An 18000-nucleotide genomic window follows, 5' to 3' on the forward strand; every position below is an offset into this window, starting at 1 on the left:
GCGCGAGGTCGTCCCCCCGGCGACCGTTCTGGGGTGGTACCCCATGGCTGGGGGTGGGCCCATGAAGCTCATCATCCAGATCCCCTGCTTCAACGAGGCCGCCACCCTTCCGGTGGCGCTGGCGGCGTTGCCTCGACACGTCGAGGGTTTTGACCAGGTGGAATGGCTGGTCATCGATGACGGCAGCCACGACGACACGGCTGGGGTTGCCCTCGCCCATGGTGTCGACCATGTGGTGCGTCATTTCCACAACCGCGGCCTGGCCCGTGGCTTCATGACCGGCCTGGATGCCTGCCTGGCTAGGGGTGCGGACGTGATCGTCAACACCGACGCCGACAACCAGTACGACGCCCGTGACATCCCCAGGCTGGTGGCCCCGATTCTCGATCAGCAGGCCGAGATCGTGGTGGGGGAGCGTCCCATCAGCCAGATCCAGCACTTCTCCCCCACCAAGAAACTGCTCCAGAAACTCGGCAGCGGGGTGGTGCGCAGCCTGAGCGGTGCGGAGATTCCCGATGCCCCGAGCGGATTCCGTGCCATGAGCCGCCGGGCGGCCCAGCAGCTGATGGTGTTCAGCGATTACACCTACACCCTTGAGACGATCATCCAGGCGGGCCAGAAGAACATCGGCATCACTTCGGTGCCGGTGCGAGTGAATGGTTACCAGCGGCCGTCCCGCCTGGTCAAGAGCATTCCCTCCTACATCCAGCGCAGCATCGTCACGATCGTGCGGATCTTTGTGATCTACCGGCCGTTTCGGTTCTTTGCGCTGCTGGGAACCCTGCTCTTCGGCATCGGCACGGTGATCGGCTTCCGCTATCTCTTCATGGTGTCGATCGGCCGCGGTGGCGGCCACATCCAGTCGCTGATCCTGGCGGCCGTGCTGCTGGTCGGTGGCTTCCAGTCCCTGCTGATCGCCTTCGTCACCGATGTGATCGCGGCCAATCGCAAGCTGCTCGAGGATCTGCGCTTCGAGTCCCGCCGCAGCCGCTCCTGACCATGGCGGAGCAGCGCACCTTCGGCAGCGTTCTCGATCGCTTTCTCAAGAAGCGCTGGAGCCCGGCGGATATCGATCGCTATGTGGGCACCTACCGGGAGGCGTGGCTCACCCATGCCACCGACGGCGCCATCCGGGAGCGGGCCGCCTCGGGGGGCACCACCAGCGCCGTGCTGATCGAGGGGCTGCGCCAGGGCCTGTTCGAGGGCGCCGTGGTCTGCGAGGCGGTGGTGGAGGAGGGCAAGGTGCGACCCCGCTTCCGGATCGCCACCGATCCCGATCAGATCCTGGCGGCCCGGGGCAGCAAGTACGTGGAATCCCGCTTCCTGCCGTCGGTGCTGCCCCTGCTGCGCAGCTTCGAGGGGCGGGTGGCGGTGGTGGGCCTTCCCTGCGACATCGCCGCCCTGCGGCAGCGGTGCGGGACGGACCCCGGACTGGCGGCCAAGCTGGCGCTGACCATCGCCCTGGTCTGCGGCCACAACTCCCGCACCGCCCTCATCGATGCCGTCACACGCCGGCTGGAGAAGCAGGCCGGCCAGCCGTTGCGCGCCTACCGGTTCCGCATCGGCCACTGGCGCGGCCATCTGGAGGCGGAATTCGCCGACGGTTCCCTGCTGCGCCGGCCCACGAAGACATTCAACGATTACCAGAACATGTTCTTCTTCTGCGAGCGGAAATGTCTCTCCTGCCATGACCACTACGGCTATGCCGCCGATCTCACGATGGGGGACATCTGGCTGTTCCGGCTCAAGGACGACCCGATCAAGCACACCGCCGTGATCACCCGCACCGCGGTGGGCCAGGCCCTCTTCGACGCCGCCACCCGATCCGGTGCCGTGGCGGCCTCCGCCCTCGACATCCGCGACATCATGGACGGCCAGGCCCGCATCGGTCCGGCCCACTACAACGTCACGGCCCGGGCCCGGGCCGGTCGCTGGCTGGGGCTGAGGATTCCCGATCGCGTCCAGGCGGAGGTCACCTGGCACGACCAGCTCAATGCTTTCTGGACCCTGGCCAACGTGCGCCTGAGTGAGTCCGCCTGGGGCCGCCGTCTGATCTTCGCCCTGCCCCGACCCGTGATCCGGGGGCTGCTGTATCTCAAGAAGGGTCTGGAGTCGGTGAAATGACGCGGGGGATCCGATGAGCTCCGTGGCGATCATCGCGGCCACCTTCCACGGCAACCGCGGTGCGGAGGCGATGCTGAGCACCGCCATCGGGGTGCTTTCGGAGCGCGGCGGGCCCCAGCTCCGCTTTGAGGTGTTCAGCTATTACCCGACGGTCGACCGCCAGCTGGTCAACGACCCCCGGGTGCGGATCTTCTCCTCCACCCCCGCCCATCTGGTGCTGGTGCTGCTGCCGGGGGCCGCGCTGCACCGGCTCCTTGGCGGCCTGCGGCTCCATCGCCTCCAGGGGCTGCTGCCGCCGTCGGTGCGGGCGCTGGCCCGCTCGCGGGCCCTGCTCTGCCTCGCCGGGGTGTCCTTCATCGATGGCCGGGCCAAGTTCCTGCCCTTCAACATCGCCACCATCTGGCCGGCGATGATCCTCGGGGTCCCCGTCGTGAAGCTGTCCCAGGCGATGGGGCCGTTCCGCACCTGGCCCAACCGCCCGCTGGCCCAATGGTTCCTGTCCCGCTGCCACCGCCTCCACACCCGCGGTGAGGTGACCCAGCGACAGGTGGCCGGCCTGCTGGGAACCGGCGGCCGCTATGGCCGCAGCGACGATGTGGCCTTTCTGTTCGAGGGCCGCTTCTGCCTGAGCACCCCCGCCCCCGGCCTCAACGGGCGGCTGGCGGCCCTGCAGGCGCTGCGGGAACGGGGCCGCCTGATCGTCGGCGTCTGCCCCAGCGCCGTGATCGCCCGCCGGGCGGAGGCGGCGGGCCACGACTACCCCCGCTGGCTGGCGGGTCTGATCACCGACCTGGTGGGCCTGGGCCATGGGGTCGCCCTCTATCCCAACGCCACCCGGGGCCCGGAGGAAACCCGTCTCCACAACAACGATCTGCCCCTGCTGCGGGCCACGCTGTCCCACCTCGACCCGGCCGTGGCCGGCTCCGTGGTGGGGTTCGAGGACGGCTGGAACGCCGCCCAGATCCATCGCATCCTTGCGGCCTGTGATGTCCATGCGGTGTCCCGCTTCCACGCCATGGTGGGCGCCCTGGTGGTGGGCGTGCCGGTGCTGGTGATGGGCTGGAGCCACAAGTATCTGGAGGTGATGGAGCGCTTCGGACAGGCCGACATGGTGTTCGATGGCGCCGACCTTGACCGGCCCCGCTCGGTGGCCCTGATCCAACGGCTGATCAGTGAGCGGGCGGCGCGCCGCGACCGCATCGTCGCCGCGCTGCCGGAGGTGCAGGCTCTGGCCTCCCGTCAGTTCGATGCGGTGCTGCCGCTGCTCACCCCTTGAAGTGGCCCTCCAGCCCCCTGGGTGTCCTGGTGAAGTGGATCTGGATCGGCCTGGTCGTGGTCGCCGTGGTCGCCTTCGCCATCACTCGGCGGCAGGTGATCGTCCAGGACCTGGCCCGGTTCTCCCCCCCGGAGCTGGCCGCCGTGGCGGTCCTGCTGCTGCTCGGCAAGCTGGGGATGAACGTCGCCATGCTGCTGGCGACGCGCCACTGCGCCATCCCGGTGAGCCGCCGCGATGGCTTCTACATGTACAACCTGGCCCAGCTGGCCAAGTACGTGCCGGGGTCCATCTGGCAGTTCGTGAGTCGCATCGCCATGCTTCGGGCCCGCCAGGCCCCGGCCGTTGCCATCCGCGATTCGATCCTGGCCGAAAACGCCTGGGTGGTCGGATCGGCCCTGGTGATCGGCGTCGTTCTGCTGGGGCTGGCCCAGCCCGCCTTCTACCTGAGGCTCCTGGAGGCCGTGCGCCGGGTCCCGCCCGCCCTGGCGGTGCCGCTGGGGGCGGTGCTGCTGGCCCTGGCAGGGGCCCTGACGGTGGCCCTGCCGCGGCTGCGCCGCCGCTCCTCCCGCCTGGTGAGCTGGCTGATCCGGCTGCGCCCCCCCGGGGCGGCCAGTTTCAGCCTGCTGCTGGGCTGGTTCGCGCTCGGGGCCTCCTTCTGGCTGTGTCTTCGGCCGTTCCTGGCTGGGGGCCCGGCCTGGCCGGCGGTGATCGGCGTCTACTGCCTTGCCTGGGTGGCCGGCTACCTGGTGCCCTTCGCCCCGGCGGGGCTGGGGGTGCGGGAGGTGGTGCTGGCCCTGGCCCTGGACCCCTTCATCGCGGCTGACACCTCCCTGGTGGTGGTGGCCGTGCACCGCGTCGTCTATCTGCTGGTCGAGGTGCTGCTGGCCCTGGTGGCCCTGGCCCTGGGGCCGGACCCCGCCGCTGCCCCGCCATCCGCCTGAGGTCACCCTCCCATACCCTGGAGGGCTCACCCGCCCCGGTCCGGTGACGCCGCTGTCTTCCGTCCCGTCGCAGCCTCCCGTTGCGCCCCCGTCGCTGTCCGGCCCAGGCCAGGGTGCCGTCGAGCGGGCCGCCATCGAGCGGCTGCTCGATGCCAACCTCGATCGGGCCCGGGAGGGGCTGCGGGTGCTGGAGGACTGGGCCCGCTTCGCCCTGGACCGGCCCGACCTGGTGGCCCGCACCAAGGACCTGCGCCAGCGTCTGGGGCGGCTGCACCGCAGTTCCTACAAGCTGGCGCGGCACACCGCCAGCGACCCGGCGGCGGGCCTGGCCCATCCGGCCCAGGCCGAACGCCACGACGCCGCCGCCGTCCTGGCCGCCAACGCCGGCCGGGTGCAGGAGGCCCTGCGGGTGCTGGAGGAGTTCGGCCGGCTTGAGGACCCGGAGCTGGCGGCCGAGGCGGCGACGATCCGCTACGCCCTCTACGACCTGGAGGTGGACCTGCTCCAGGCCGGCCGCGACGGCGACGGGCGCCGTGCCCTGCTGCGCCGCTGCCATCTGTACCTGGTCACCAGTCCGGTGAACGGCCTGGAGGCGGTGGTGGCCGCGGCCCTGGCGGCGGGGGTACGGCTGGTGCAGTACCGCGCCAAACCCGACCCCGACCTGGAGGACCGACACCGCTTCGAGCAGGCGAGCGCCCTGCGCCAGCTCTGCCACCGCCATGGCGCCCTGTTCCTGGTCAATGACCGCATCGACCTGGCCCTGGCGGTGGGGGCCGACGGCGTCCACCTCGGCCAGGGCGACCTGCCGCCGGCCGTGGCCCGCCGCCTGCTGGGGCCCGATCGCCTGATCGGCCGCAGCACCCACCGGATCGAGGACCTGCGCCAGGCGGTCGCCGACGGCTGCGACTATGTCGGGGTGGGGCCTGTCAACGCCACCCCCACCAAGCCCGGCCGCGAGCCGGTGGGCCTGGCCTACGTGACCCAGGCGACGGCGGAATGTCCCCTGCCCTTCTTCGCCATCGGTGGCATCGATGCGGGCAACCTGGCGGCCGTGCGCAGCGCCGGCGCCGATCGGGTGGCGGTGGTGCGGGCCATCACGGCCGCCGCCGACCCCGGCGCCGCGGTTGCCGCCCTGCTGGCGGGGCTGGAGGCGGAGGCATGACCGGTGGCAGGACGGCAGACCTGCTGCTGCGGGTCAACGGGGAAGCGCTCCGCTGCCCGGCGGGCCTGTGCCTCGATGCCGTGCTCGTGGTACTCGGCTACCAGCCGCGCCTGGTGGTGGTGGAGTTCAACGGTGAGATCCTGCCCAGGGATCGCTGGCCCGACCAGCCTGTGGTGGAATCCGATGTGCTGGAAGTGGTCACCATCGTGGGGGGCGGTTCCTAGATTCCTGCCATCGCAACGTCATACGCCATGGGTTCCCGCTTGCTCCGGCGACTGGCCGGTCTGATGGTCGTGCCCGTGCTGGTGGCGGGCCTCCTGATCGCGTCCCCGCCGCCGGCCCAGGCCGCCAGCGGCGGCCGCATCGGGGGGGGCAGCTTCCGCTCGGCCCCCTCCATGCCCCGCAGTTATGGCGGTGGTGGTGGCTACGGGGGTGGCTTCAGCGGCGGCGGTTACCGGGGCGGGGGCATCGGCTTCCCCTTCATCGTGCCGATCTTCGGTTTCGGGGGCGGTGGCCTGTTCGGTTTCCTGATCCTGATGGCCGTGGCCGGCGTGGTGGTCAACGCTCTGCGCGGCGGCGGCGGCGGTCCGGCCCTGGCCGGTTCCGGCTCCGACCTGGCCTACAGGCCACGCCCGGACGGGCCGGTCTCGATCGCCCAGGTCCAGGTGGGTCTGCTGGCGTCCGCCCGCGATCTCCAGGACGATCTGCGGCGACTGGCCGGTTCTTCGGACACCTCCAGCAGCAGCGGCCTGCAGCGGGTGCTGCAGGAAACCAGCCTCTCCCTGCTGCGCCATCCCGATCTCTGGGTGTATGCCAACGGCGAGGTGGGCCAGGTGCCCTTCGCCAGCGCCGAATCCACCTTCAATCGGCTCTCCATGCAGGAGCGCAGCAAGCTGGAGCGCGAACTCACCGCCAACGTGTCCGGCCGCCGCTTCAGCGAGCCCGCCCCCGTGGCCCCCGGTGCCAGCGACGCCGCCAGTGACTTCATCGTCGTCACCCTGCTGGTGGCCAGCCGTCGCAACCTGGCGATCAAGGGGGCCGGCACTGCCGACGACCTGCGCGATTCACTCCAGAAGCTCGGTGCCGTCGGTGCGGATGATCTGCTGGCCATCGAGGTGATCTGGCAGCCGGAAGGGGCCGGCGAGGTGCTCAGCACCGAGCAGGTGATCACGGCCTACCCCGACCTCCAGCATCTCTGAGCCGGCGGCCTTGCCGGCTGGCCTGCGCTCCCCCACACTGCGCCTCAGAAGCCGCAGGCGCCGATGCCTCCCCATCGGATCAGCTGGATCAACTCCCCGGTCCTGCTCGAGGCCATCGAGCGCTATGAGCAGGGCCGGCTGGCGCGTCCCCTGGCCCTCTGGCTCCAGACCGTGCTGGAGATCGAGGCCCCTCCGGCGGGTCCCCTGCTGCCCGGCGGCTGATCAGCCGGCCCTTCCCAGCTGCAGGATCCGCAGGGCCGCCATGGCGGCCCCGTAGCCGTTGTCGATGTTCACCACCGTGAGCCCGGGGGCGCAGCTGGCCAGCATGCCCATCAGGGCTGCCTGGCCGCCGGCGCTCACCCCGTAGCCCACGGCCACCGGCACGCCGATCACCGGCTGGGGCAGCAGGCCGGCCAGCACGGTCGGCAGGGCCCCCTCCATGCCGGCGCAGGCGATCAGCACCCGGGCCTGGCGCAGACCCTCCAGCTGCCCCAGGAGCCGGTGCAGACCGGCCACGCCCACATCGAGCACCAGGTCGCTGGCCACCCCGTGGCAGGCCAGGGCCAGGCGCGCCTCGGACGCCACCGTGAGGTCGCTGCTGCCGCCGCCGAGCACCGCCACCCGCCCGAGGGCCGGGTCGGCCGGCGGCGGCGCGGGCCAGGTGAGGCAGCGGGCCAGGGGATGGTGGACGGGTTCGTCCTCGGCCCCGGGGGCGCCGATGGGGTCCGCCAGCTGCCGCTCCACCGCCGCGGCCTTCTCCGCCGACACCCGGGTCACCAGGGCCAGTTCCCCGGCCCGGCGCATCTCCAGCATCACGGCGGCGATCTGCTCGACGCTCTTGTGCTCGCCCCAGACCGCCTCCACCATGCCGAGCCGCCCGCGGCGGCCCAGGTCGAGCCGGGCGTCCTCGCTCAACGCCCCTCCTCCTCCACCGGTGGTGTCAGTGCCAGCCACTCCAGTTCGCCGGCGTGGACCAGGGGAAAGGGGTTGGCGGCCCCGGCCGGCCCCCGGGCCTCTGGGTCGTGGGCTAGGGCCCGCCGGGCCGCGGCCTCGAATCGGCCCTGTACCGTCTCGATCTCGCTGGCCGGGATGGCCAGCCACTGGCGGCGGCTGCGCCAGCGGATCAGCAGCAGGCCCTCCTCCCGCTCCGCATCCCAGAGCAGGTCCCGGCCCAGAAAGCCGTCCTGGCGCCGCAGCCAGGGCCCCCAGCTCGCCTCTTCCGCCTGCAGCCAGGCCCTCCGGGCGTCCGCGGGCACCTTCACCCTGAGGTGCTCCACCACCGGCCCCTGGGGCAGCACGGTGGCGCCCAGGGCCATGGAGGGCAGGCCGACCAGCACCAGACAGATCAGACAGAGGGCGGCGAGCAAGGTAGCCGGTCTCCGCGACGATCGACGGCTCACGGGCGATGCAGCAGCGCCACCGCATGGCAGGCGATGCCCTCCTGGCGGCCCGTGGGGCCGAGACCCTCATTGGTGGTGGCCTTGACCCCCACCTGCTCGGGGGCCAGGCCCATGCGGCTGGCGATCGCGTCCCGCATGGCGGCGATGTGGGGCTTGAGACGGGGCCGTTCCGCCACCACCACCGTGTCGATGTTGAGCACCTGCCAGCCCCTCTCCGCCACCAGCGCCACCACCTGCTCCAGCAGCACCAGGCTGTCGGCGCCGCGCCAGCGCTCGTCCTCCGGCGGGAAATGGGTGCCGATGTCCCCGAGGCTGAGGGCCCCCAGCAGGGCATCCATCAGGGCATGGACGAGCACGTCGGCGTCGCTGTGGCCGTCCAGCCCCAGGCCGTCGGGGTGCTCCAGGCGCACACCGCCCAGGATCAGGGGACGGCCCGGCACGAGCCGGTGGATGTCGTAGCCGTTGCCGATGCGCAGCTGCATGGGGGGCGTTGGGGGCGGTTCCAGTGTCGCCGGTGCGGGGCGATGGCGCGCTTCAGGGGGAGCGCTTCAGGTCCCCTGCTGCGCCTGCCACAGGGCCAGCAGGTCGGCGCGGCGCTCGCGGGTGCGGACCACCTGCTGTTCCAGCCGCCAGCGGGCGATGGCGCCGTGGTCGCCGCTGCGCAGCACCTCCGGCACCGCCATGCCGCGGAACTCCGCCGGCCGGGTGTAGTGGGGGTGCTCCAGCAGCAGACCGCTGTGGCTTTCGGCCTCGAGGCAGTCCGGTGAACCCACGGTGCCGGGCAGCAGCCGCACCACGCCGCTGATCACCACCAGGGCCGGCAGCTCGCCGCCGGTGAGCACGAAATCCCCCAGGGACACCTCCTCGTCCGCCAGGGGCCGGATGCGTTCATCGAAGCCCTCGTAGTGGCCGCAGAGCAGCACCAGCTGGTCGTGCTCCGTCGCCCAGCGGCGCAGGTCGCGCTGGTGCAGGGGCTGGCCCTGGGGGCTCATCAGCAGCACGCGGCGCCGCGGCAGCACCGGGATCGCCTCGAAGGCGGCGTAGACCGGCTCGGGCTTGAGCACCATGCCGGCACCGCCCCCGTAGGGCACGTCGTCCACCTTGCGGTAGCGGTCCGTGGCGTGGTCGCGGGGGTTGTGGGTGTGAACCTCGGCGATGCCGGCGGCGAAGGCACGGCCGATCACCCCCAGCCCCAGCAGGGGCGTGAAGGCATCCGGCACCAGGCTCACCACGTCGAAGCGCATGGGGGCCTCAGCCGGAGGGCCGGCTGACCCGCCGGATCTCGGAGCTGAAGCTGGCCCGGCCCGGGCGGCCGTCGGGGTGGTGCTCCACGCTGCTGCGCAGGCGCAGGTTGGCCTTGGTGAACCAGATCCTTTCGCGCACCGACGCCCCGGCCCGCTCGCTGGTCAGCTCCAGGCTGCCGTCCGGCCAGAGCTGCCAGCGCCCCGTGCTGGCGGCCCCGTCCGGGCCGCTGCCCTGGAAGCCGCCCTCGGGGTCGAACAGGAGGCGGTGGCGCCCGCCGCCGGGTGGGGTGATCTCCAGTCCTCCGGGCTCGCCGTTCTGCTCAGGGTCCAGGTAGGTCACCGTCAGCTCCCCCCGCTCGGAGCTGTGCCAGCTGACCCCGTCCGCCTCGGCCTCCCGGGCCGCTTCGGTCGCCTCCTCGAGGCTGAAGCGGCTGCGCAGGGAGAGCCAGTCGCCGGCGCAGAAGGCCAGAAACGCCGCGATCGTCTCGGGCGGGAAGGGGGCGGCGCTGGGCGGCTCGGTCGCGCTGGTCACGGCGGGGGTGGCGGGAGATCGGGGCGGATGAACCCCGGTTGGGATCCTCGCAAACCCCCCGCTGCAGGGGAGCGGCGTGGGGGCTGCGGGGTGCCGGCGGTCTCAGTCGCCCCGGTAGCCCAGCTCAGCCAGCCGGCCAGGATGGCTGCGCCAGTTGGGCACCACCTTGACGAACAGCTCCAGGTACACCGGACCGTCGAACACCTTCTGCATCTGCAGCCGCGCCCCCTGGCCGATCGCCTTGAGCATCTGGCCCCCCTTGCCGATCAGGATGCCCTTCTGGCTGCTGCGCTCCACCAGCACGGTGGCGAGCACGGCCGTGCGCACCTTGCCCTTCGCCTCCTCCTCCACGATCCGCTCGATCCGCACCGCCACCGAGTGGGGCACCTCCTCCCGGGTGAGGCTCAGCACCTGCTCCCGGATCAGCTCCGCCAGTAGCAGCTGCTCGGGCTGGTCGCTGACCGTGTCGGCCGGGTAGAGCAGGGGACCCGGCGGCAGGTCGGCGGCCAGGGCCTCCACCAGCTCCTGGCAGCCATCGCCGTTGAGGGCGCTGCAGGGGTGCAGGGGCCAGGCCACGGGGGGATCGCCACCGTCCGCCAGCAACTCCCGGTAGGTGGCGGCCAGATCCTCGGCGTCGGCGCCGACCCGGTCGCTCTTGTTGAGGGCCACATGCACCGGCACCCGGCTGTGGCGCAGCAGGTCGACGATGAAGCCGTCCCCACGGCCGGCCGGCTGGCTGGCATCCACCAGCAACAGCACCACATCCACCTCGCCGATGGCCCCCCGGGCACTCTGGACGAGGCGTTCCCCCAGCAGGTGGTGGGGTTTGTGGATCCCGGGCGTGTCCAGCAGGATCAGCTGGGCGGCGGGGGTGGTGAGGATGGCCCGCAGCCGGTTGCGGGTGGTCTGGGCCACGGGGGAGGTGATCGCCACCTTCTGGCCCACCAGCTGATTCAGCAGGGTGGATTTGCCCACGTTCGGCCGTCCGATCAGGGCCACGAAGCCGGAGCGGAAGACAGGCGCTTCGGGGCTGCCCTCGTCGGGTTGGGCATCGCCGGGGCTGGCGGTCGGGGCGCTCGGGTCCATAGCCTCAACACTGCCAGTCCGTGGGCCCCGCCGCCCGTCCGCCGCCATGACCGATGACGCCCCGCTGACCGAGACCCCCCTGAACGGGACCCCGCTGGCGCCGAGCTTCCCCCAGGCCATGGAGATCGCGGCCCAGTGGATCGGCCTCTGGGAAGCCGGGGAACTCAGCGATGAGGTGCTGGCCGATCGGGTGGGGGAGCTGGTGGCGAGCCGGGACGGGGCCCGCGGGTTCTTCGTGGTCGGCCTCACCGGTGAGGCGCCCCTGCTCGACCGGCTGCCGGAACCCCTGGTGGCCGCCCTGCGCCAGGCGGGTCCGGGGGTGGTGGATCTCACCGCCCGCAACCTGGCCATGAGCACGGCCATGGTGCTGCACCATCGGCGTGCGGGGGATCTTGAGCACCAGGCGGGTTCGGAGCGGGTGCAGCTGCGCAGCACCGAGCTGCTGCGCCAGCTGGAGCCCGTGGCCGTGAAGAAGCGGCTGGAAACCCTGCTGGCGGCTGCGGTGGCGGCTGGGGCTGCGGGGACCGACGGCGGAACCGACGGGGCTGGGGCGGAAGACAGAGCCTTCCTCGACCGCTGGGGATACGACGCCGAACAGCGTCAGGCCATCGCTGCCGCGATTGAGTCGGTGGCCGACTGAGCCACCACCCACCCAACCCAAAACATCCGCTGAGGCCTCAAAACTTCAGGTAGAGCAGGGTCATGGCCTGAAGGGCATCGAAGGTGACGCCATCGGGCAGGAAGACATAGTTGACGTTGAACCCCAGGGTCACGTTCTGGGTGATGTTCAGATCCACACCTCCGGTGAGCATGGCGTTGGTCTGGCCGGTGGAATAGGTGTTCGTGGCAATACCACCCCCCAGGTAGGGGGAGACCACGGAGCGGCGGAACAGATCCAGGGTGAGGGGAAGCTGGAAGGAGGTCTGGCCGTTGTAGCGGCCCAGCACATCCCGGTTCCCGAAGATCACACTGGGACGCAGGGAAACCGCGAGGGTTTCGTTGAGTTTGTACCCGATACGACCGGTGAACACGCCGCTGTTGGGAAGATCGCTGCCGAAGTTGACACCACCGCCGATGCCGTAGATGCCGACATTCTCGATCGGTTTGCCCTGACGCGGCACGATCGCCAGCTCGGCGGGATCACGGTTGGCCGGAGGCGGCAGGTAGTCCGGCGGCAGGGTGGCCGCGTCAGTGACGGGCTCCCAGCCGGCCGCCGCAGGTTCCGGCGCGACCGGAACCCAGGGAGCCGGCGGTGCCGGAAGCGACTGGGCCTGGCCCGGATCGGCAGCGAAAGCCAGGCAGGCCAGACCGACCAGGGGGATGGTGCGGCGGTGGAGCCGGGTCCGCGTCACTGGGGGGACACCGCCGCGCCGGTGGAACCGGCCGGAGCCGGGGTGGCGGCAGGTGCTTCCGCCACAGGGGCCACCGTGACGGCTGCCGGCACCGGCGGCGGAGCGACCGGGGCGCTGCTGGCCACCGGCGAGACCCGGACGGGGGCGGGAGTCGACCTGACCTCATCCGGGAGTGGCTGCAGGTTGACGACCGTAGGGGTGACGGTGCCGGGGGCTTGGGCCGGCTGGCGGCTGGACCACTCCTTGATGTCCTCGATCACAGCGGGATCATCCGGCTGGCTCAGCACATCGACGCTGCCGTCCGCCTGAACGGCGAGGGGCACCTGGGTGGGCCTGCTGACCCTGGTCGAGGGGACGTGGATGACCCGGGCCTGTTGGAGCTTGGCGGTCTTGGTGGCAGTGGGGGCCGGCAGGGTGCGGATCGCCTGGCGCATCGGTTCCCTGAGGTTCTGGGGCAGGGGGGCCATCGGGTCCCCGCTGCTGGCCCACCGGGCCCGCTCCGCCCGGGCCACCGTGGGCATGGTGGGGGCACCAAGGTCCTGGATGGTGAGCACCCCGCCGAGCAGTTCGGAGTTGGAGAAGTTGCGCTGCAGCAGGGTCTGGGCACTGCCCAGGCCAGTGGTACCCAGGGGAGGGCCATCGATGCGGAAGGACGCCGGGCGCGCAGGGGCCTTGGCCACCCGGGCCGGGGGGGTGCTCCGGAGGGCGACCGCCGGACGCCGACCAGGATCGGGGCGGGCTCGCGAGGAGTTGGAAGGGCCGCTGAGATCGAGACTGCGCGCCAGTGGAGCGTCCAGCAGCGAACCGATCTTGTCGGAGGCCGAACTCAGCACGTGGCCGGTGGTGGTGCCCAGGTCGTTGAGGGGCGAGGACGTCTCGGGGGCCGGGGTGGCGGCCGGTGCTTCCGGCACGGAGGCGATCGCTTCGTCGGTGCCCTTCGGATCGGCCGGCTGGGGGATCGTCATGTCCTTGACCCGCGACTGCCAGCGGTCGTGGGCATCAATGGCCAGCAGAGGCAGCCAGATGGACTGGCTCAGCAGGGCCCAGGCGATGGCTTTGGGGCTGATGGTGGGTTCGCGGTACATGGGAGACCTGAAGAAGCGGTTGTCAGCGGAAGTTGTTGTTTCTGTTGCCGTTGAATGTATCTCGGAAGAAATAATAGGAGCTGGCGGCCTGACTGAGGGGAACGATGACCTGATTGATGACGTCGAGGGCCTCGGCGTAGAAGGTGCGGTTGACGATGATCGTGTCCCTGTCCCGGAGCGGGGGGTTCAGACCCTTGGAGACGCCGATCCCATCCCGATAGCTGTAAACCTCACGGGTGGTGGTGCCGTTGCGGTTGAGGCGGACGAGTTCGATGTCGTTCTTGTTGGCCCGCCAGTTCTCCGCCCCGCCGGCCCGGAAGATGGCTTCGGCCAGGGGGGTGTTGGCGGGCAGGCTGAGGGTGCCGGGGCTGCGGACCTCACCGATCACCGACACGGTGATGGTGGCCGGGGCCAGGTTGCTGGCTCCGATCTGGAGGATTTCCTCAGGGATCAGATCCTCCGTGCGGGCGACGACGATCGTGTCGCCGTCGAACAGGATCGGGTTCTGGCGTTGGTTGCCGACCTGGAAGACCTGGGCCAGGTCAAGCACGGTCTGCTTCTGGCTGCCGTCGGGCCCGGCCAGACGCCGCAGCAGCACCTTGCGGATGTCGGCGTTGAGGGTGACACCGCCCGCCGTCTGGATGGCGGAGACCGGTGTGGAAAAGGAGGGCAGGGGATAGAGGCCGGGACGGCCCACCTCGCCGATGAGGGTCACCTTGACAGGGCGGGGCGAGGTGAGGCTGAGGATCAGCTCCGGGCGCACCAGCTGCTTGGCGTAGAGGGAGGTGAGCCAGCGCGTGGCCTGGCCGATCGTGAGGCCCGTGAGCTGCACCGATCCCAGGAGCGACAGGGTCGAGGTGCCATCGGGAAGGATGACGACCGCTCCGCCGATGGCGGAGGCGGAAGGGTCGGTGAAGGTCAGCTGGAGACCATCCCCGGGGCCGAGAACGTATAGATCGTTGTAGACCTCGGTGACGGTGAGGGGAAGCGGCGCCGAGGAGGGGGGGCCGGCGAGGGGGGCGGCACTCACGGCCGCAGCCCCCCGCCAGGGTGAATGGGGGGCGACCCCCTGGGGCACCGAGGCCTTCAGACCCGTCGGGGCCACCATCACACCGGCCAGGGCCAGCATGCCCATGTCGGAAAGGCGGCGACGGATCGAGCGCCGAGGGCTGTTCCGACCGGAGGCTTCGTCAGATGGTGCAGATCCCGGACCCGCCGCCGCACAGTCCGGGCGTGCCAATTGGCGAGTAGATCCCTGGCGTACAGATGTTCTTGGAGGAGAAGCCACCGAAGGACATAAATCGGATTACCACCATAGACGCCCGAGTCAAGGGGGCATTCTTTGCCAAGTGCCATTATCATCCACCTATCTCTCCCTGCGGTTCATAACGTGACAACGACGGGTGCTCCTCCTGAGACCTTTTCGGGTGGAACGGCGCGCCCCCTGTCGCTTCCCGCCGCGGGTGGTCCCGGTCCGACCGCGTTCGATGCGTCGCCCCAGAGCCCCCTCAGCCCCATGGGTGAGGCCCAGTCCGGCGGCGGAGGCCTGGGGGGACTCGTGCGGACGGTCAAGCGACGCCAGTCCATCTTCCTGATCACCTTCGCTGTCGTGACCGGTGCGCTGGCGATCAACACCCTCCGGCAGCGCATCTTCTCCCCCGTCTACCGGGGGGGGTTCCAGATGCAGATCAGCAACCCCTTCGACAACCCGGGTGGCGGCGGCGGCGGGGGATCTGTGGAACGAATCGCCCGCAGCGAGATCAAGACCGATGTGCCCAGCCTCATCGTTCTGATGAGGAGCCCACTTTTGCTGGGTCCGGTCGCCCAGCGTCAGGGCGTGCCACTGCGGGCCCTCGAGAGCAACCTGTCGATCAACCAGGAGTCGGCCCGGGTCGACAACGTTCTCAATGTGTCCCTGCGCTGGCCCGATCCTGCCAAGGGCAAGGCCATCCTGCGCCAGCTTGCCAAGGACTACACCGCCTTCTCCCTCACCCAGCGCCAGGCCGCCGTCAACTCCGGTGTCCGCTTCCTGGATGAGCAGGCCCCCGCGATCGAGGAACGGGTTCGCAAGCTCTCCCAGGAGATGCTCAAGTTCCGCGAACGCAACAATTTCGTCGACCCGGCCACGGCCGCTGGCCAGATCCTCGGGGCCCGCGAAGGGCTCGTCAACCAACTCCGCACCCTCCAGAACGAGCAGGTTCAGCTGGACAGCCAACTGAAATCCATCCAGACCGGCAAGCTGCAGTTCACCCCCAGCGGGGCCCCCACCGCCCTTGAGCAGCTGGGTCGTAACAGTGTTCTGGTGCCCGGTAGGGAGTCATCCGGAGCCGAGGCCGCCAGCGGCACCAAAACGCCCCTCGACCTTCTCAACCAGTTCGAGCAGGAGCTGGCCACCGCCAAGGGCACCTTCAAGGAGAACTCTCCGATCGTTCAGTCCCTGCTGGCCCGGCGCAACCAGCTGCTGCCTGTTGTGCAGCGGCAGGCCGCCGATGCCGTCAAGGCCCGTCTGCTCGCCAACGTGGCCCAGCAGGACGAGATCAACCGCCAGATCCTTCTGCTGAGCGAGAACTTCCGGAACAATCCTCAGAAGATGTCGGAGTTCGAGAACATCAACCAACGTCTCTCGATCGCCAGGGAGCAGTACTCCTCCTACATCCAGGCCAGGGAGCGCTACCGGCTTGAGATGGCCCGCTCCATCTCCCCCTGGGAAGTGATCGGACCACCGGATTTCGGCAGCAGCCCGGTGGAGCCCGACATTCAGCGCAACCTGCTGAGAGCCATCATGATCGGCCTGCTGGCCGGTCTCGGCGCCGCCATTCTTCGCGAGCGGACCGACAACGTCTTCCACACCCCGATGGAGGTGGAGAAGGACCTTCAGCTCCCGGTCCTGGGTCTGATCCCCTACCTGCCCCTGGAGCCGGGTGTCGACATCGCCACCAGCATCTCCAAGATGTCCTCCAGCGAGCGCTTCGCCATCAAGGAGTCGCTGCGCAGCCTCTTCACCACGTTCCGTCTGCTCCGTGCCGACAGCAACATCCGCATGGTGGGGATCACCTCCTCCACCCAGGGGGAGGGCAAATCCACCGCGGTCGCGGTGTTTTCCCGCACCCTCGCGGACCTTGGCCTCAAGGTGCTGGTCATCGACTCCGACATGCGTCTGCCGATGCAGGCCCGTTACCTGGGTGTCGAGCAGGGCGATGGCCTCTCCACGCTGTTGTCGGATTCGACGCGCAAACCGACGGATTTCATCCACTCCATCGCCGAGAACATGGATGTTCTCCCGGCCGGTCCAAAGCCTCCCGATCCGGCGAAATTGCTGAACTCCAGCCGTTGCAAGGAAATCATGGACGAGATCCGTGCCCTCCCCGGCTACGACATCATCGTCGTGGATGCGCCTCCCTGCCTGATGCTGGCCGATCCGATTCTTCTGGGAGAAAAGCTTGACGGCATCCTCTTCCTCGTGGGTCTCGGCAAGGTGAGTCGCGAGCTGGCTCCCCAGGCCAGCCGTCGGATCAGAGCATCCGGCGTGGACGTGCTGGGCATCATCTGCAACCAGGTCAACTTCCCCAGCCGCCTCAACGATTACGGCTATGAATACGGCTACTACTACCACTACGCCTACGCCTCGGCGTCGGGTTACGCCAAGAGTGCCAGCGAGCCCTCCACGGGCGGATTCGGCAGTTATGTGCAACGTTATCGCGACAGCTACATGAAGGGTGCCGCCACCAATTCCTACATCACTGCCCGTTACAACGAGGGTGAATCCGATGTGAAGACCTACTTCCGGGAGGATGAGGGCCATGCTTCCGTGCCCGTCGCCAACAATGGCGGCATCGGCCCCAGCGCCGGTTCCCCCGGCTCCCTTCCTCCCGCCGAGAAAGTTCCCTCCCGCCGCCACCGCTCCTCCAGTGCAGGCGGTGGCGGCCCCATGGGCTGGCTGCGCCGGCGTTTCGGCAACAGGGGCTGAGGCCCTGGCTCAGGGGCGTTTTCCACCGCCCAGAAAGGGTTCCACGCGCCCAGCCCCCTGACCGTCGACTGGCGCTGGTTGGCTGGAAAGCAGGGTCTCGAGGATCACCAGGTGGTCATAGATCGGCATGGCCATCGGGTGGCAGCGGCGCACCCAGGCCAGGGCGGCCAACGGGTCGATTCCCCGTAGTCGGGCCGTCAGGCCAACGGCCAGAAGGGGGGAGCGTTCGTACCCCGCCATGCAGTGCAGATAGATGGGAGCGGCCTGGTTGACCAGCGTTTCCGCCCTCGCCAGCGCCAGGGCCAGTCTCTCCTGCTGCAGCGGTTCCTGCTGCCTGTGGTCGGGCAGGGAGACACGGTCGCTCGTCCAGCCGGGGGGAAGGACCAGGGCGCTTTCCTCGTCCGGATAGCAGCAGCTGAAGCGGCTGTGGATCCCGGCGTCTTCCAGCTGCTGCCAGTGCCTGTCGCTGCGGGGCATGGGCCCGATCGCCAGCTGACCCGTCAGCACCCAGCTGCAGGGCAAGGAGCGCTCCGCCATGGGCGGCAGGGGTCGATCGACCGGCCTCAGGCCCTGGAACAGCCGCCGCAGGGGGCCCACCATCAGCGTGTCCTCCACGGGTGGCGGACGTCGAC

At 70.0% G+C, this 18000-nt stretch carries 20 protein-coding genes; 10 read left to right on the plus strand and 10 right to left on the minus strand.

Annotated features, from left to right (window positions below; translation table 11 throughout):
- Positions 1 to 61: 61 nt before the first annotated feature.
- The 8 genes from VB738_RS10030 (at position 62) to VB738_RS10065 (ending at position 6924) form a co-directional block, all read left to right on the plus strand.
- Complete coding sequence (locus VB738_RS10030; protein WP_323305611.1) at positions 62 to 997, plus strand: glycosyltransferase family 2 protein; 936 nt, start codon at positions 62 to 64, stop codon at positions 995 to 997.
- Positions 998 to 999: 2 nt separating this feature from the next.
- Entirely contained in the window at positions 1000 to 2124 is a 1125-nt protein-coding gene (locus tag VB738_RS10035) for a Coenzyme F420 hydrogenase/dehydrogenase, beta subunit C-terminal domain (protein ID WP_323305612.1), read from the plus strand.
- Between the two features lie 13 nt (positions 2125 to 2137).
- Positions 2138 to 3400 carry a polysaccharide pyruvyl transferase family protein gene (locus VB738_RS10040; protein WP_323305613.1) on the plus strand — a complete coding sequence of 421 codons (1263 nt, stop codon included), beginning with the start codon at positions 2138 to 2140 and terminating at the stop codon, positions 3398 to 3400.
- On the plus strand, positions 3397 to 4341 hold the full coding sequence (locus VB738_RS10045) for a lysylphosphatidylglycerol synthase domain-containing protein (RefSeq protein ID WP_323305614.1): 945 nt from the start codon (positions 3397 to 3399) through the stop codon (positions 4339 to 4341). Before VB738_RS10040 ends, VB738_RS10045 begins: the two co-directional genes overlap by 4 nt.
- A 94-nt stretch (positions 4342 to 4435) precedes the next feature.
- Positions 4436 to 5503 carry a thiamine phosphate synthase gene (locus VB738_RS10050; protein WP_323305685.1) on the plus strand — a complete coding sequence of 356 codons (1068 nt, stop codon included), beginning with the start codon at positions 4436 to 4438 and terminating at the stop codon, positions 5501 to 5503.
- Positions 5500 to 5727 (plus strand): sulfur carrier protein ThiS, encoded by a 228-nt coding sequence (gene thiS, locus VB738_RS10055; protein ID WP_323305615.1) that lies wholly within the window; start codon positions 5500 to 5502, stop codon positions 5725 to 5727. The genes VB738_RS10050 and thiS overlap by 4 nt, the downstream gene beginning before the upstream one ends.
- A gap of 27 nt (positions 5728 to 5754) precedes the next feature.
- Entirely contained in the window at positions 5755 to 6702 is a 948-nt protein-coding gene (locus tag VB738_RS10060) for a DUF1517 domain-containing protein (RefSeq protein WP_323305616.1), read from the plus strand.
- 63 nt (positions 6703 to 6765) lie between these two features.
- Entirely contained in the window at positions 6766 to 6924 is a 159-nt protein-coding gene (locus VB738_RS10065) for a hypothetical protein (RefSeq protein WP_323305617.1), read from the plus strand.
- On the opposite strand, the gene larB is transcribed toward VB738_RS10065, so the two are convergent.
- The 6 genes from larB to era form a co-directional block, all read right to left on the minus strand.
- Positions 6925 to 7617 (minus strand): nickel pincer cofactor biosynthesis protein LarB, encoded by a 693-nt coding sequence (gene larB, locus VB738_RS10070; RefSeq protein ID WP_323305618.1) that lies wholly within the window; start codon positions 7615 to 7617, stop codon positions 6925 to 6927. It abuts the gene before it with no gap.
- Entirely contained in the window at positions 7614 to 8069 is a 456-nt protein-coding gene (locus VB738_RS10075) for a TIGR03792 family protein (protein WP_416233170.1), read from the minus strand. Before VB738_RS10075 ends, larB begins: the two co-directional genes overlap by 4 nt.
- 29 nt (positions 8070 to 8098) lie before the next feature.
- Positions 8099 to 8584: a 2-C-methyl-D-erythritol 2,4-cyclodiphosphate synthase gene (gene ispF / locus VB738_RS10080; protein WP_323305619.1), complete on the minus strand. Its 486-nt coding sequence runs from the start codon at positions 8582 to 8584 to the stop codon at positions 8099 to 8101.
- A 66-nt stretch (positions 8585 to 8650) separates the two neighbouring features.
- Positions 8651 to 9346, minus strand: a complete 696-nt coding sequence (gene trmD / locus VB738_RS10085) for a tRNA (guanosine(37)-N1)-methyltransferase TrmD (protein WP_323305620.1) — start codon at positions 9344 to 9346, stop codon at positions 8651 to 8653.
- A 7-nt stretch (positions 9347 to 9353) separates the two neighbouring features.
- Positions 9354 to 9878, minus strand: coding sequence for a phycobiliprotein lyase (locus tag VB738_RS10090; protein WP_323305621.1), 525 nt, complete (start codon positions 9876 to 9878; stop codon positions 9354 to 9356).
- A gap of 102 nt (positions 9879 to 9980) precedes the next feature.
- Positions 9981 to 10964, minus strand: coding sequence for a GTPase Era (gene era, locus VB738_RS10095; protein ID WP_323305622.1), 984 nt, complete (start codon positions 10962 to 10964; stop codon positions 9981 to 9983).
- Positions 10965 to 11010: 46 nt separating this feature from the next.
- On the opposite strand from era, the gene VB738_RS10100 reads away from it, so the two are divergent.
- Positions 11011 to 11604, plus strand: a complete 594-nt coding sequence (locus tag VB738_RS10100; protein ID WP_323305623.1) for a hypothetical protein — start codon at positions 11011 to 11013, stop codon at positions 11602 to 11604.
- Between the two features lie 37 nt (positions 11605 to 11641).
- Here VB738_RS10100 and VB738_RS10105 read toward each other — a convergent pair whose 3' ends face one another.
- From VB738_RS10105 to VB738_RS10115, 3 genes are read right to left on the minus strand one after another with little or no spacing between them, the layout of a single operon-like run.
- A complete protein-coding gene (locus tag VB738_RS10105; RefSeq protein ID WP_323305624.1) occupies positions 11642 to 12316 on the minus strand; it encodes a hypothetical protein in 675 nt (224 codons plus the stop codon).
- Positions 12313 to 13401 carry a hypothetical protein gene (locus VB738_RS10110; RefSeq protein ID WP_323305625.1) on the minus strand — a complete coding sequence of 363 codons (1089 nt, stop codon included), beginning with the start codon at positions 13399 to 13401 and terminating at the stop codon, positions 12313 to 12315. Before VB738_RS10110 ends, VB738_RS10105 begins: the two co-directional genes overlap by 4 nt.
- Positions 13402 to 13423: 22 nt before the next feature.
- Entirely contained in the window at positions 13424 to 14536 is a 1113-nt protein-coding gene (locus VB738_RS10115) for a polysaccharide biosynthesis/export family protein (RefSeq protein ID WP_323305626.1), read from the minus strand.
- Positions 14537 to 14917: 381 nt separating this feature from the next.
- Between VB738_RS10115 and VB738_RS10120 the strand changes: the two genes are divergently transcribed.
- Positions 14918 to 17368: a GumC family protein gene (locus tag VB738_RS10120; RefSeq protein ID WP_323305627.1), complete on the plus strand. Its 2451-nt coding sequence runs from the start codon at positions 14918 to 14920 to the stop codon at positions 17366 to 17368.
- Positions 17369 to 17377: 9 nt separating this feature from the next.
- Here VB738_RS10120 and VB738_RS10125 read toward each other — a convergent pair whose 3' ends face one another.
- Complete coding sequence (locus VB738_RS10125; RefSeq protein ID WP_323305628.1) at positions 17378 to 17983, minus strand: hypothetical protein; 606 nt, start codon at positions 17981 to 17983, stop codon at positions 17378 to 17380.
- Positions 17984 to 18000 lie beyond the last annotated feature (17 nt).

The sequence above is a fragment of the Cyanobium gracile UHCC 0139 genome (assembly GCF_034931325.1).
Lineage (GTDB): Bacteria > Cyanobacteriota > Cyanobacteriia > PCC-6307 > Cyanobiaceae > Cyanobium > Cyanobium gracile_B.

Coding starts and splice junctions, on each gene's coding strand:
- VB738_RS10030 (WP_323305611.1), top strand. CDS start 62: ATGAAGCTCATCATCCAGATCCCCTGCTTCAACGAGGCCGCCACCCTT.
- VB738_RS10035 (WP_323305612.1), top strand. CDS start 1,000: ATGGCGGAGCAGCGCACCTTCGGCAGCGTTCTCGATCGCTTTCTCAAG.
- VB738_RS10040 (WP_323305613.1), top strand. CDS start 2,138: ATGAGCTCCGTGGCGATCATCGCGGCCACCTTCCACGGCAACCGCGGT.
- thiS (WP_323305615.1), top strand. CDS start 5,500: ATGACCGGTGGCAGGACGGCAGACCTGCTGCTGCGGGTCAACGGGGAA.
- VB738_RS10060 (WP_323305616.1), top strand. CDS start 5,755: ATGGGTTCCCGCTTGCTCCGGCGACTGGCCGGTCTGATGGTCGTGCCC.
- VB738_RS10065 (WP_323305617.1), top strand. CDS start 6,766: ATGCCTCCCCATCGGATCAGCTGGATCAACTCCCCGGTCCTGCTCGAG.
- ispF (WP_323305619.1), bottom strand. CDS start 8,584: ATGCAGCTGCGCATCGGCAACGGCTACGACATCCACCGGCTCGTGCCG.
- trmD (WP_323305620.1), bottom strand. CDS start 9,346: ATGCGCTTCGACGTGGTGAGCCTGGTGCCGGATGCCTTCACGCCCCTG.
- era (WP_323305622.1), bottom strand. CDS start 10,964: ATGGACCCGAGCGCCCCGACCGCCAGCCCCGGCGATGCCCAACCCGAC.
- VB738_RS10100 (WP_323305623.1), top strand. CDS start 11,011: ATGACCGATGACGCCCCGCTGACCGAGACCCCCCTGAACGGGACCCCG.
- VB738_RS10110 (WP_323305625.1), bottom strand. CDS start 13,401: ATGTACCGCGAACCCACCATCAGCCCCAAAGCCATCGCCTGGGCCCTG.
- VB738_RS10115 (WP_323305626.1), bottom strand. CDS start 14,536: ATGGGCATGCTGGCCCTGGCCGGTGTGATGGTGGCCCCGACGGGTCTG.
- VB738_RS10120 (WP_323305627.1), top strand. CDS start 14,918: ATGGGTGAGGCCCAGTCCGGCGGCGGAGGCCTGGGGGGACTCGTGCGG.